Raw genomic sequence first — 12,866 nt, forward strand, 5'->3', positions numbered from 1 at the left:
CGCGTGTCACGATTGGCTTGCATAATGAGCGCCATCGTCGGCGCGCGGCGAATGTTAGCGATGGTCGTCGAACGTATCGGCGCGCGAGTTGTCTGTCGGGGAGACCGGCAGGTGCCAGATACAGTGTCACGGTAAAGAATTCAACGTCATTTCTTGAGGAAACCATGAGTGCTATCGTAGATATCATCGGTCGAGAGATTCTCGATTCGCGAGGCAACCCCACCGTCGAATGCGACGTGCTGCTCGAGTCGGGCACGATGGGCCGCGCCGCGGTGCCATCGGGCGCGTCCACGGGTTCGCGCGAAGCGATCGAACTGCGCGACGGCGAGGCCGGCCGTTACGGCGGCAAGGGCGTGCTGAAGGCCGTCGAGCACATCAACACTGAAATCTCCGAAGCGATCATGGGCCTCGACGCTTCCGAGCAGGCTTTCCTCGACAAGACCCTGCTGGAACTCGACGGCACCGACAACAAGTCGCGCCTCGGCGCGAACGCGATGCTGGCCGTGTCGATGGCCGTTGCCAAGGCTGCCGCTGAAGAAGCCGGCCTGCCGCTGTACCGCTACTTCGGCGGCTCGGGCGCCATGCAACTGCCGGTGCCGATGATGAACATCGTCAACGGCGGCGCGCACGCGAACAACAGCCTGGACATCCAGGAATTCATGATCGTGCCGGTCAGCCAGCCGACCTTCCGCGAAGCACTGCGCTGCGGCGCCGAAGTGTTCCACGCGCTGAAGAAGATCCTGTCGGATCGCGGCATGAGCACGGCGGTGGGCGACGAAGGCGGCTTCGCGCCGAACTTCGGCAGCAACGACGAATGCCTGTCGACCATCCTGCAAGCCATCGAGAAAGCAGGCTACCGCGCCGGTGAAGACGTGCTGCTCGCGCTCGACTGCGCAGCCAGCGAGTTCTACCACGACGGCAAATATCAGCTGGCTGGCGAAGGCCTGCAACTGTCGTCGACGGAATTCGCGGACTATCTGGCGAACCTCGCCGACAAGTTCCCGATCGTGTCGATCGAAGACGGCATGCACGAAAGCGACTGGGCCGGCTGGAAGACGCTGACCGAGAAGCTCGGCAAGAAGGTGCAGCTGGTGGGCGACGACCTGTTCGTCACCAACACGCGCATCCTGAAGGAAGGCATCGAGAAGGGCATCGCCAACTCGATCCTGATCAAGATCAACCAGATCGGTACGCTGACGGAAACCTTCGCGGCCATCGAAATGGCCAAGCGCGCCGGCTACACGGCCGTGATCTCGCACCGTTCGGGCGAAACCGAAGATTCGACGATCGCGGACATCGCGGTCGGCCTGAATGCCGGGCAGATCAAGACGGGTTCGCTGTCGCGTTCGGACCGCATCTCGAAGTACAACCAACTGCTGCGCATCGAGGAAGATCTCGGCGATATCGCGAGCTATCCGGGCAAGTCGGCGTTCTACAACCTGCGCTAAGCAGCCGGTTTGCCAGCGCTGACCGATGAGCCGGTTTCCCTTCGTTTCTGATTGACCTCGCCGCCCTGCGTATAGCGCAGGGCGGCGCGTATTTATTGTGCTTACTTCATGCGGCTTGTCACTGCTGTCCTGATCGTTCTGCTGGCGCTGATCCAGTACCCGCTCTGGTGGGGCCATGGCGGCTGGTTGCGCGTGCACGAGTTGCAGCAGCAACTGGCGCAGCAAGTGCAGAAGAATGCCGATTCGAAACTGCGCAACGAACGTATTCAGGGCGAAGTGCAGGATTTGCAGAACGGCACCGCCGCGGTCGAAGAGCGGGCGCGCTACGAAATGGGCATGGTGAAGGACGGCGAAGTGTTCGTGCAGTTCGTGTCGCCGAATGCGCCATTGCCGACGGCGAATACGCCTTCGGTAACCACTTCCACGCGTGGGGAAGTGTCGGCCGCGCCGCTGCATGTGGTGCCGAATCCGGAGTCGCGTGCGAAGCCGGATCGCAAGCGCGGCGCCAAGGCGGCCAAGGACAAGACGACGCATTGAGCCTGGCTGCTCGGGGCTGACTCAGTACGAAGGATGCAAAAAAAGCGCGGTTCAGAAATGAACCGCGCTTTTTTTTCGGGGATTGACTGGCGTTCGGACCGCTGACCGGCGATGAATCGCGGCTGCGGACTACCAGCCCCAGGTCGGTCCAAAGCCGACACCGATACCGGTGCCCCAGCCCCGTCCCCAGCCGCCGCTCGAATAGCCGCCGAACACGCGCACGGGCGGCGAGTAGTAACGTGACCATGCCTGCGCGGCATTCTCGGCGGCAATCGCCTGATCCTGCTCGAACAGCACCTGACGGTCGATCGCGTCATAGCGTGCGAGCTCTTCGGGCGTGAGCTGCGCGGGGGCGTAGACCGTGCCGGATTGATCGGGAGGAAGGCGGCTCAAAATCTGCGACGGCCCCGGTGGGTTCATCGCGCAGCCGCTCAGCGCCGCGCTCCCCACGACGATGACCATGGCAACCAGCTTGCACGCATCATGTTTTAACGAAGCAGCGTTGTTCATGTTCGATCTCCATCGGTCGGATGCCTAAGCAAAACATGTGCAGCGTGCATCGCCAATGATTCAACGTAACGACGATCAAAGGTAACGCGCCGCCCAGACCGTGAAAAGGACATGGGCGGCGCGTAGTAACAGCCGTCAAACTATACGGTAGGGCAGGCACCGCTGATGCCGCATCGCGCCTGCATCATCGGCAAGGCGTTCAGTGCCGCTGGTCGGCGGCCGGCGTCACGCCTTGTGAGAGTGCGTTGGCGACGAAAAGTTGCGCCACGTCCACCGGATCGAATTCATAGCGCTGATTGCAGAACTCGCAGTGAATCTCGACGTGGCCACGCTCCTCGATCACGCCGTCCACTTCCTCGCGACCCAGCATCTTCAGCATGCCGCCGACCTTTTCGCGCGAGCACGTGCATTCGAAACGCGCCGTGGCCGGTTCGAAATGCTGGACGTTCTCCTGCCAGAACAGGCGGCGGAATACCGTTTCCGGTTCTTCCTTCAGCAACTCGTCTTGCGATAGCGTGCTGCCGAGCGTGCAGACGCGCTCCCATGTGTCCGCATCGAGTTCGCCCGGATGCGGGACGATGCCGCCGTCGCCGGGCAGCTTCTGCAACAGCATGCCGACCGCGCGCTCGGTGTTCGCCGCGAGCCAGAGGCGCGTGTCGAGTTGCTCCGAGTGATGCATGTAATGTTCGAGCACTTCAGCCATCGACTTGAGCGGGCCGTCCACGCCCGAGAGCGGCACGATACTTTGATACGGCTGCTGGCCGGGCTGTTTGTCGACCGGGTCGAGCGTGATCACGCAGCGGCCATGGCCGCTCGCGTTCAGCAGATCGACCATCGAGGTCGCGTCGTCGATTGTGTGGTTCGCGTCGACGGACAGCTTGGCCGTGGCGCGCATCGACAGATCGGAGCCGCACTGGACCACCAGCATCTTGATCGGGCCGTCGCCGAAAATCTGCATGACGAGCGTGCCGTCGAACTTGAGGTTCGCCGACAGCAGCGCGCACGCGGCCATCATCTCGCCGAGAATCGTCCGTACGGGCGCCGGATAATCGCGGCGCGTCAGCACTTCCTGCCACGTATTGCGCAACGAAACGATCTCGCCGCGCACCGGCGCCGCGCTGAACATGAATTTTTGCAACTGGTCGCTCACAACTTTTCCTCGGTGGAATGGCGCAGCTCGCACGCGCCGGCTGTTAGCCGATGCGTACGAGCTGCGCCTTGAAATATTCGCGGCGCTCGGCATAGCTTGCCGTGCCGCGCTGCATATTGGCGATATCCGTCTCGGTCAGTTCGCGCACCACCTTGGCTGGCGTGCCGAGAATCAGCGAATTGTCGGGAAACACCTTGCCTTCGGTGACGATGGCGCCCGCTCCGACGAGACAGTTGCGGCCGATCACCGCGCCATTCAAGACCACGGCCTGAATTCCGATCAGCGAGCCTTCCTTGATCGTGCAGCCGTGCAGCATGACCTGATGGCCGACCGTCACGTTCGGCTCGATCGTCAGCGGAAAGCCGGGATCGGTGTGCAGCACCGCGTTTTCCTGCACATTGCTGCCTGCGCCGATGGTAATCGCCTCGTTGTCGCCACGAATCGTTGCGCCGAACCAGACGCTCGCGTTTTCCTCGAGCTTCACGTTGCCGATGATGGTCGCCGAATCCGCGACGAACACGCTTTCATGGATGGTCGGGGCGGCTTCGCCAAGCTTGTAAATCGTCACAGTGTCTCCTCTTGATCGGTCGCGGCGCACGCGTTGGGGTGTCCCTTCCCGCTGGCACAATGGGCGCGCTGGCGGGTCGAATCGAGTATTGTAAACGTTTGTGTGATTGGGCCGCCTGTCGAGGCTGCTGGGCAAGCTCGCCGGATCCTGGTTCGCATTCGCGGCCATATTGCGCGGGCGCCGGGTTCCACGCACGCGCCGTTCTTTATCGGGCGGCCTGCCGCGTCTTCGCGCTTCTTCGTTTCTTCTTCATTTGCCGTTTCCTTCGCCGATCCGCTTGCCATGACGTCCGTAGCTCCATCCGTTGCACCTGCTTCGTCCATACCGAATGCCCAAGGCCAGCCTGATTGCGCGCGTACCGCCGCGCTGGCCGCCTTGCGCGAGAGCGATCCGGCCACCAAGGCGGCCGCGGCCCGCGCCTTGTACGCCGCCGTGCTCGCGGGCAGCGCCGCGTGTTCCGCACACCTCGAGCTCGACGAGCCGGCCGGCCTGCCGGGCCGTCCCGCGCGGCCCGAACTGGTCGATCCGCGCCAGTTGAAACGACGCAGCATGCAGTCTCCGCAAGGCCGCGCGGTGCTACTGCATGCGCTCGCGCACATCGAATTCAACGCGATCAACCTCGCGCTCGACGCCGTCTGGCGCTTCGCCGGCATGCCCGCCTCGTTCTATACCGACTGGCTGAAGGTCGCGGCCGAGGAGGCGTATCACTTCTCGCTGCTGGCCGCGCGCCTCGCGCAATACGGCCACGCGTACGGCGATTTCCCCGCACACGACGGCCTCTGGGACATGTGTGAGCGCACGCGAGCCGACGTGCTGGCGCGCATGGCGCTGGTGCCGCGCACGCTCGAAGCGCGCGGCCTCGACGCTTCGCCGCCGATCCGCGCGCGCCTGCTGCAGGCGGGCGATCAGGCGTCGGCGGGAATTCTCGACGTGATCCTGCGCGACGAAATCGGTCATGTGCTGATCGGCAACCGCTGGTTTCGTCATTTGTGCGACGCGAGCGGCCTCGACGCGCACGAGACCTACACACGCCTCGCCGATCAGTATCACGCACCGAAATTACGTGGGCCGTTCAATTTCGAGGCGCGCCGCGACGCGGGTTTCGACGAAGCGGAACTCGCTGCGCTGGTCCATCTCGACGCCCAGCAGCCGCTTCCACCGACAGAGAGTGCCTGAACGCTCGTTCGATAATCCCGCCCCACGTATCGCCCGGCTATCTCTATAATCGAACGATCATTCGTTTTTCGGGCGCACCATTCATGAATACTTCCCGGTCTGAGTTCGTCACCGTGCGCGGCATCCGTCTGCATGTGCGGCGATGGGGCAACCCCGATGCGCCCACGCTGTTCATGCTGCACGGCTGGATGGACGTGGCGGCCTCGTTCCAGTTCGTCGTCGATGCATTGGGCGGCGACTGGCAGGTGCTCGCGCCGGACATGCGCGGCTTTGGTCTGTCGGACTGGCCGGTGGCCGAACGCGGTGGCGGCAGCTACTGGATTCAGGACTATGTGGCCGATCTCGACGCGCTGCTCGACCACTATGCGCCGGACGGCGAGGTGAATCTGGTGGGGCACAGCATGGGCGCGAACATCGTCTGTCTGTATGCGGGCGTGCGGCCCGAGCGGGTGCGAACGGTGGTCGATCTGGAGGGCTTCGGGCTCGCGCCGTCGCACTCGGCGCAAGCGCCCAAACGGCTGCGCAACTGGCTCGACGAGTTGCGTGATCCGCCGCAACTGAAGCGTTATGCGTCGCTCGACGACGTCGCCGCCCGCCTGATCAAGACCAATCCGCGCCTCGATCCGCAGCGTGCGCGGTTTCTCGCGCAGCACTGGTCGAAGCCCGATGGCGAAGGGCGGCACATGCTGCTCGCTGATCCGGCGCATAAGCTGCGCGGCCCGACGCTGTACCGGCTCGACGAAGTCATGGCCGTGTGGCGCAAGGTCAGCGCGAAAGTGCTGCACGTGGAGGCCGCCAACTCGCCGACGCTCGCGCAGATCGCCGGCGAGCTTCCCCTCGACGAGTTCAAGACACGTTTCCAGGCGTTCCCGAACTGGCGCGAGAAGATCATCGACGAGGCGGGGCACATGGTGCATCACGACCAGCCGGAGCAGGTGGCCGCCTTGATCGAGGGATTCTGTTCCTGAAATCGTCACATAGTGGGAGGATCGCGTCGGCGGCCCGAGATAGCTCTGCGCCCGCTTACTGCGTTGCAGTAAAATGGCTGGAGAACCTTTCGAAGACCACGATGAACGCAGATCTGCATTGTCACTCCACCGTTTCCGACGGCCAGTTCTCGCCGGCCGACGTTGCGCGCCGCGCGCACGCGGGCGGCGTGACGCTGTGGGCGCTCACCGACCACGACGAACTCGGCGGCCAGCGGGAAGCGCGCGCCACCGCCGAGGCGCTCGGCATGGGCTACGTGAGTGGCGTCGAAATTTCGGTGACGTGGGCCTCGCGCACCGTGCACATCGTCGGGCTGGGCGTCGATCCCACCAGTTCGATCCTGATCGACGGCCTCGCGCGCACCCGCGACGGCCGCGCCGCGCGCGCCGAAGCGATCGGCGAGCAACTGGCCACGCTCGGCATCCCGGACGCATATCAGGGCGCGCTCCAGTACGTGTCGAACCCAGACATGATTTCGCGCACCCATTTCGCGCGTTTCATGGTCGAGCACGGCTATTGCACCTCCACGCAGGACGTGTTCAACCGCTATCTCGGCGACGGCAAACCGGGCTATGTGGCGCACCGCTGGTCCAAGCTGGCCGACGCGGTCGGCTGGATCCAGGCGGCCGGCGGCGAGGCGATCATCGCGCATCCGGGCCGCTACGCGTACACGCCGGTCGAATTCGACGCGTTTTTTGCCGAGTTCATCGATCTCGGCGGCAAGGCGATCGAAGTGGTGACGGGTAGCCACACGCCCGATCAATACCGCGAATACGCGGACGTCGCGCGCCGTTTCGGTTTCGAGGCGTCGCGTGGGTCCGACTTCCACGCCCCCGGCGAAGGCCGCATCGACCTCGGCACGCTGCCGCAATTGCCCTCCGACCTCAAGCCCGTCTGGGAACGCTGGCTGTGATCGCGCGCCGTGCCTTACGGCACGTCACGCGCGAGAGCCGGCCGGGCGTAGCCTATGCCTATGCCCGCCTCCGAACTGCCAGCCGCCCGTGATTCAGTCGCCGTTCACGATCCGGTTGCGGCTCGTTTCAAATTTACTCGACGTTCATCGATAGCCACCGTTAGTCACCATGTCTCAATACTTTCGGCTTCATCCTGACAACCCGCAGCCGCGCCTCGTCAAGCAGGCCGTGCAGATCATCAGGGACGGCGGCGTGGTCGCATTGCCGACGGACTCGAGCTACGCGCTTGCCTGCCAGCTCGACGACAAGGATGCGGCCGAGCGCCTGCGGCGCATTCGCGGCCTCGACGAGAAGCAGCTGCTGTCGCTGCTGGTGCGCGATCTGTCGGAGCTGGCGAACTTCGCGATGGTGGACAACCAGCAGTACCGCCTGATCAAGTCGGTGACGCCAGGTCCCTACGTGTTCGTGTTGCAGGCGACCAAAGAAGTGCCGCGACGCCTGTCGCACCCCTCGCGCAAGACCATCGGCCTGCGGGTGCCGGACCACGCGATCACGCTCGCGATTCTCGAAGAACTCGGCCAGCCGCTGCTCGGCTCGACGTTGATCATGCCGGGTGAAACCGAGCCGTTGAACGACCCCGAAGAAATCCGCGAGCGGCTGGAAAAGCAGGTGGATCTGGTGATCGACGGCGGCGCCTGCGTGTGCGAGCCGTCGACCGTGATCGATCTGACCGGCGCGCAGCCGCTGCTAGTGCGGGCAGGGCGCGGCTCTCTCGCGCCCTTCGGACTTGAAGAGACGGCCTGAAAGCGGCATAAGTGAAAGCGGACAGACGCACGCAATCGCGTTGTTACAATAGCGAGTTATGGATTCTTCCCTGATACAGACCATTGCGGTGTACGCGCTGCCGGTTGTTTTCGCCATTACGCTGCACGAAGCCGCGCACGGCTACGTCGCGCGCTGGCTCGGCGACAATACCGCCTACGTGCTCGGCCGCGTGTCGCTCAATCCGATGCGGCACATCGATCCGCTCGGCACGATCGCGATTCCCTTGCTGCTGTACTTCGCCACCAGCGGCGCGTTCGTGTTCGGCTACGCGAAGCCGGTGCCGGTCGCTTTCGGCAACCTGCGCAATCCCCGCTGGGGCAGCCTCTGGGTCGCGGCGGCGGGCCCCGGCTCCAATTTCATCCAGGCGGTGATCTGGGGCCTGTTCGGCGTCGCGCTGGCGGTGTTCAATGTCGACGAACCGTTTTTCACGCGAATGGCGGGCGCGGGCGTCGGCGTGAACCTCGTGCTCGGCGTGCTGAACCTGTTTCCGTTGCCGCCGCTCGACGGCGGCCGTGTGCTGATGGCGCTGTTGCCGCCACGTCAATCTATCGCGCTGTCGCGGCTCGAGCCCTATGGCTTTTTCATCGTGATGGCGCTCGTCATGACCGGCACGTTGACGCGTTATTGGCTCAATCCGCTCGTCACGTTCGGCTACAGTGCGATTACCGCAATCCTGACTCCCCTTGTTTCGCTTTTCTAAATAACCATGTTCCCAGACCGTATCTTCTCCGGCATGCGGCCCACCGGGTCGCTGCACCTCGGCCACTATCACGGCGTGCTGAAAAACTGGGTGCGGCTGCAGTCCGAATACCCGTGCTTCTTCTGCGTGGTCGACTGGCACGCGCTGACGACGCACTACGAAACGCCCGAAGTGATCGAAAAGAACGTCTGGGACGTGCTGATCGACTGGCTCGCGTCCGGCATCGATCCGGCGCAGGCGACGCTGTTCATCCAGAGCAAGGTGCCCGAGCACGCTGAGCTGGCGCTGCTGCTCGGCATGAGCACGCCGCTCGGCTGGCTCGAACGCGTGCCGACCTACAAGGAGCAGCAGGAGAAGCTGAAGGACAAGGACCTGTCCACCTACGGCTTCCTCGGCTATCCGGTGCTGATGGCGGCGGACATTCTGCTGTACCGCGGCTCGCTCGTGCCGGTCGGTGAAGATCAGGTGCCGCACGTCGAAATGACGCGCGAAATCGCGCGCCGTTTCAACTACCTGTACGGCCGCGAACCGGGCTTCGAGCAGAAGGCCAATGAAGCCGCGAAGAAGCTCGGCGGCAAACGCTCCAAGCTTTATCACGAGCTGCGCAATGCCTACCAGCAGGAGGGCGACGACGAGGCGCTCGAACAGGCGCGCGCGATGTTGCAGGAATCGCAGAGCCTCTCGATGAGCGACCGCGAGCGTCTGTTCGGCTACCTCGAAGGGTCGCGCAAGATCATCCTGGTCGAGCCGCAGGCGATGCTGACCGAAGCGTCGCGCATGCCGGGTCTGGACGGCCAGAAAATGTCGAAGTCGTATGGCAACACGATCGGCCTGCGTGAAGACGCGGAAACGATCACGAAGAAAGTCCGCACCATGCCGACCGATCCGGCTCGCGTGCGCCGCACCGATCCGGGCGATCCGGACAAGTGCCCGGTCTGGCAGCTGCACCAGGTCTACACGGACGAAGCGACCCACGAGTGGGTGCAGAAGGGTTGCCGCACGGCGGGCATCGGTTGCCTCGACTGCAAGCAGCCGGTGATCGAAGGCATTCTGCGGGAACAGCAGCCAATGCTCGAACGCGCGCAGAAGTACATGGACGATCCGTCGCTGTTGCGCGCGATCGTCGCCGACGGTTGCGACAAGGCCCGCAAGTACGCCACGGAAACGATGCGCGACGTGCGCGAGGCCATGGGCCTGTCGTACAACTGAGCCGGCGGATCGCCGCGATGAGCACGCCCGCCGCCGCCATCCATGGATTGGGTGAGCCGTCGCGCTGGGTGCGCCAGTGGGCGCATCTGGTCGCGCCCGGCGGCGCGGTGCTCGACGTCGCATCGGGGGCGGGGCGGCATGCGCGGTTCTTTGCGTCGCTCGGGCACCCTGTGACCGCGCTCGACCGCGATGCCGTCGCGCTCGACACGCTGCGCGGCGAGCCGCTCATCACGCCGCTTGCCGCAGACCTCGAAGGCGCTCCGTGGCCGTTATCGGCCGACACGACGTTCGCCGCCGTCGTTGTGACGAACTATCTGCACCGGCCGCTGTTTGCGCAGCTTCTGCACGCGCTGGCGCCGGGCGGCGTACTGGTTTACGAGACCTTCGCGCAAGGAAACGAAAGCGTCGGCAAGCCCTCCAATCCGGCGTTTCTGCTCGCGCCCGGCGAGCTTCTCGACAGGGTGCGCGGCCGGCTCCGGGTGGTCGCGTTTCAGGACGGTTTTCTCGCGCAGCCGCGCCCGGCTTACGTCCAGCGGATTTGCGCAATTCTGGAGGCGCAGCGCCCAGACGACTCCGTGCAGGCGGCACCCCCGCCTTGTTACGAGTTGGCTGGCTAATCCGCTACAATCGCGGTTTACCTGATCAAATTCATGGCGTTTCATGACTAACGGCAACCACAGCAACGACGGCGTTCAGATTCGCGGCAGCATTCCTGCCATCATTACCCCGATGCTCGAAGACGGCAGCCTCGATCTGCCGGCGTTTCGCAAACTGATCGACTGGCACATCGCGGAAGGCACGGATGGGCTCGTGGTGGTCGGCACGAGCGGCGAGTCGGCCACGTTGTCGGTCGAAGAGCACGTGCTGATGGTCAAGACCGCGGTCGAGCACACGGCGGGCCGGATTCCGGTGATCGCGGGCTCGGGCGGCAACTCCACCACCGAAGCGATCGAACTCACACGACAGGCGAAAGACGTCGGCGCGGACGCGACGCTGCAGGTCGTGCCGTACTACAACAAGCCGACTCAGGAAGGCATTTATCGCCACTTCGCGAAGATCGCCGAAACCGTCGATCTGCCGGTGATCCTGTACAACGTGCCGGGCCGCACCGTTGCGGACATGAGCAACGAAACCATTCTGCGCTGCGCACAGGTGCCGGGCATCGTCGGCGTGAAAGAAGCGACCGGAAATATCGAGCGCGCCGCGCATCTGATCAAGTCGGCGCCCGCCCATTTCGGCATCTACAGCGGCGACGATCCGACCGCGATCGCGCTGATGCTGCTCGGCGGCCACGGTAATATTTCGGTCACCGCGAACGTCGCGCCGCGCGCGATGAGCGAGCTGTGCAAGGCCGCCCTCGCGGCGGACGCGAAGTCCGCGCGCGAGATTCATCTGAAGCTCCTGTCGCTGCATAAGAACCTGTTCATCGAATCGAATCCGATTCCGGCCAAATGGGCGCTGCAGCAAATGGGTCGTGTGCAGGGCGGCATCCGCCTGCCGCTCACGCCGCTCGCCGCGCAATACCACGAAGTGGTGCGCGCCGCGCTGCGCGAAGCAGGGCTGCTGGGCTAAGCGGTTCGACCGCGGCATCCCGCAGCGCCAACCAGAGACCGCCACCGGCATTCCCTTAACCGACGTCGATCCAGCCCACGTTCCCGGCAGAACCAGGCACCGCGTTCCAGCATCACGAAGGACCTCATGAAACGTTCCGCACTTTCCCTCCACGCAACCCGCATGGCGGCGCTGGCGCTTGCCCTGACGACGCTCGCCGGCTGTGACACGCTGAACGACTGGTTCGCTACCGACCGCGTCAACTACAAGGTTGCGGCGAGCGCGCCGCCGCTCGCCGTTCCGAATGACCTGAGCACCTCGCCGACCGATCAGCGCTATGTTGCACCGCCCGCCAATCTGGCGCTGGGCGGCGCGACGGCGCGCAATGTCACGGCCGCGGGCAACGCCACCGAAGGCCAGCCGACAGCGCAGGACCCGTTCGGCATGCACATCGAGCGTGACGGCGACCGCCGCTGGCTGGTAGTCGACGGCCGTTCGCCGGAACAGCTGTGGCCGCAGCTGCAAGAATTCTGGCAGGAAAACGGTTTCGTCCTGAAAACGGACGCGCCGGCCACCGGCATCATGGTGACCGACTGGGCGGAGAATCGCGCGAATATTCCGGACGACTGGTTCCGCCGCACGGTCGGCAAGGTGATCGACTTCGCGTACTCGTCGGGCACGCGTGACAGCTTCCGCACGCTGGTGTCGCGCGGGTCGTCCGAGACCACGGACATTTCGATCACGCATAGTGCGATGGAAGAAATGCTGACGGGCCAGGACAAGACGTCCTCGCGCTGGGAAGAGCGTCCGCGCGATCCGGCGCTCGAGGCGATGTTCCTCGCCAAGCTGATGGAAAAATTCGGCCTGACCGAAGCGCAATCGAAGCAATTGCTGACCGACGCGCGCCCGGCTACCGCGCCGGCGACGATCGACAAGAACGCGGGCGCGTCGACGCTCGACCTGCAGGAATCGTTCGACCGTGCATGGCTGCGCGTGGGCCTCGCGCTCGATCGCACCAACTTCACCGTCGATAACCGCGATCGCGCGAAGGGCATCTATTACGTGCGCTACGCAGACTCAATGCAGGAACTGAAACGGGAAGGGCTGTTCGGCAAGCTGTTCTACAGCGGCAGTAGTTCGTCGAAGAAGCCGGGTCAGGAATTCCTTGTCAACGTGCGCTCGAAGAGCGACTCCGTGACGCAGGTGGCGGTGCTCGACGCGAACGGTCAGGTGGACACGTCCTCCGACGCGCAGCGCATCGTGACCCTGCTGCACGCGCAACTCAACTAAG

14 protein-coding genes are annotated in these 12,866 nt (G+C 64.2%); 11 read left to right on the forward strand and 3 right to left on the reverse strand.

Features of this window, described 5'->3' with window-relative positions; all coding sequences use genetic code 11:
- Positions 1-164: 164 nt before the first annotated feature.
- Complete coding sequence (gene eno / locus B0G69_RS12500) at positions 165-1,448, forward strand: phosphopyruvate hydratase (protein WP_121317352.1); 1,284 nt, start codon at positions 165-167, stop codon at positions 1,446-1,448.
- Between the two features lie 108 nt (positions 1,449-1,556).
- Positions 1,557-1,985: a cell division protein FtsB gene (gene ftsB / locus B0G69_RS12505; RefSeq protein ID WP_121317354.1), complete on the forward strand. Its 429-nt coding sequence runs from the start codon at positions 1,557-1,559 to the stop codon at positions 1,983-1,985.
- Positions 1,986-2,114: 129 nt separating this feature from the next.
- On the opposite strand, the gene B0G69_RS12510 is transcribed toward ftsB, so the two are convergent.
- From B0G69_RS12510 to B0G69_RS12520, 3 genes are all read right to left on the reverse strand, one after another.
- Positions 2,115-2,447 (reverse strand): hypothetical protein, encoded by a 333-nt coding sequence (locus B0G69_RS12510; RefSeq protein ID WP_241991363.1) that lies wholly within the window; start codon positions 2,445-2,447, stop codon positions 2,115-2,117.
- A gap of 247 nt (positions 2,448-2,694) precedes the next feature.
- Positions 2,695-3,645, reverse strand: a complete 951-nt coding sequence (gene hslO, locus B0G69_RS12515; protein ID WP_121317358.1) for an Hsp33 family molecular chaperone HslO — start codon at positions 3,643-3,645, stop codon at positions 2,695-2,697.
- Positions 3,646-3,688: 43 nt separating this feature from the next.
- Positions 3,689-4,213 (reverse strand): gamma carbonic anhydrase family protein, encoded by a 525-nt coding sequence (locus B0G69_RS12520; RefSeq protein ID WP_121317360.1) that lies wholly within the window; start codon positions 4,211-4,213, stop codon positions 3,689-3,691.
- Between the two features lie 282 nt (positions 4,214-4,495).
- Here B0G69_RS12520 and B0G69_RS12525 point away from each other — a divergent pair, with 282 nt between their 5' ends.
- From B0G69_RS12525 to bamC, 9 genes are all read left to right on the forward strand, one after another.
- Positions 4,496-5,389: a ferritin-like domain-containing protein gene (locus B0G69_RS12525; protein WP_121317362.1), complete on the forward strand. Its 894-nt coding sequence runs from the start codon at positions 4,496-4,498 to the stop codon at positions 5,387-5,389.
- Between the two features lie 83 nt (positions 5,390-5,472).
- Positions 5,473-6,357, forward strand: a complete 885-nt coding sequence (locus tag B0G69_RS12530) for an alpha/beta hydrolase (RefSeq protein WP_121317364.1) — start codon at positions 5,473-5,475, stop codon at positions 6,355-6,357.
- A 101-nt stretch (positions 6,358-6,458) separates the two neighbouring features.
- Positions 6,459-7,289 carry a 3',5'-nucleoside bisphosphate phosphatase gene (locus B0G69_RS12535; RefSeq protein ID WP_121317366.1) on the forward strand — a complete coding sequence of 277 codons (831 nt, stop codon included), beginning with the start codon at positions 6,459-6,461 and terminating at the stop codon, positions 7,287-7,289.
- 169 nt (positions 7,290-7,458) lie between these two features.
- Positions 7,459-8,094, forward strand: a complete 636-nt coding sequence (locus B0G69_RS12540) for an L-threonylcarbamoyladenylate synthase (RefSeq protein WP_121317368.1) — start codon at positions 7,459-7,461, stop codon at positions 8,092-8,094.
- Positions 8,095-8,152: 58 nt separating this feature from the next.
- Entirely contained in the window at positions 8,153-8,815 is a 663-nt protein-coding gene (locus tag B0G69_RS12545) for a site-2 protease family protein (RefSeq protein ID WP_121317370.1), read from the forward strand.
- A gap of 6 nt (positions 8,816-8,821) precedes the next feature.
- Positions 8,822-10,024 carry a tryptophan--tRNA ligase gene (locus B0G69_RS12550; protein WP_121317372.1) on the forward strand — a complete coding sequence of 401 codons (1,203 nt, stop codon included), beginning with the start codon at positions 8,822-8,824 and terminating at the stop codon, positions 10,022-10,024.
- Between the two features lie 17 nt (positions 10,025-10,041).
- Positions 10,042-10,641 (forward strand): class I SAM-dependent methyltransferase, encoded by a 600-nt coding sequence (locus B0G69_RS12555; RefSeq protein ID WP_121317375.1) that lies wholly within the window; start codon positions 10,042-10,044, stop codon positions 10,639-10,641.
- A gap of 43 nt (positions 10,642-10,684) precedes the next feature.
- Positions 10,685-11,596, forward strand: a complete 912-nt coding sequence (gene dapA / locus B0G69_RS12560; RefSeq protein ID WP_121317377.1) for a 4-hydroxy-tetrahydrodipicolinate synthase — start codon at positions 10,685-10,687, stop codon at positions 11,594-11,596.
- A gap of 126 nt (positions 11,597-11,722) precedes the next feature.
- Positions 11,723-12,865 (forward strand): outer membrane protein assembly factor BamC, encoded by a 1,143-nt coding sequence (bamC, locus tag B0G69_RS12565; RefSeq protein WP_121317379.1) that lies wholly within the window; start codon positions 11,723-11,725, stop codon positions 12,863-12,865.
- The last annotated feature ends 1 nt before the right edge of the window (position 12,866 follow it).

It is taken from the genome of Paraburkholderia sp. RAU2J (assembly GCF_003634845.1).
GTDB classification, from domain to species: domain Bacteria; phylum Pseudomonadota; class Gammaproteobacteria; order Burkholderiales; family Burkholderiaceae; genus Paraburkholderia; species Paraburkholderia fynbosensis.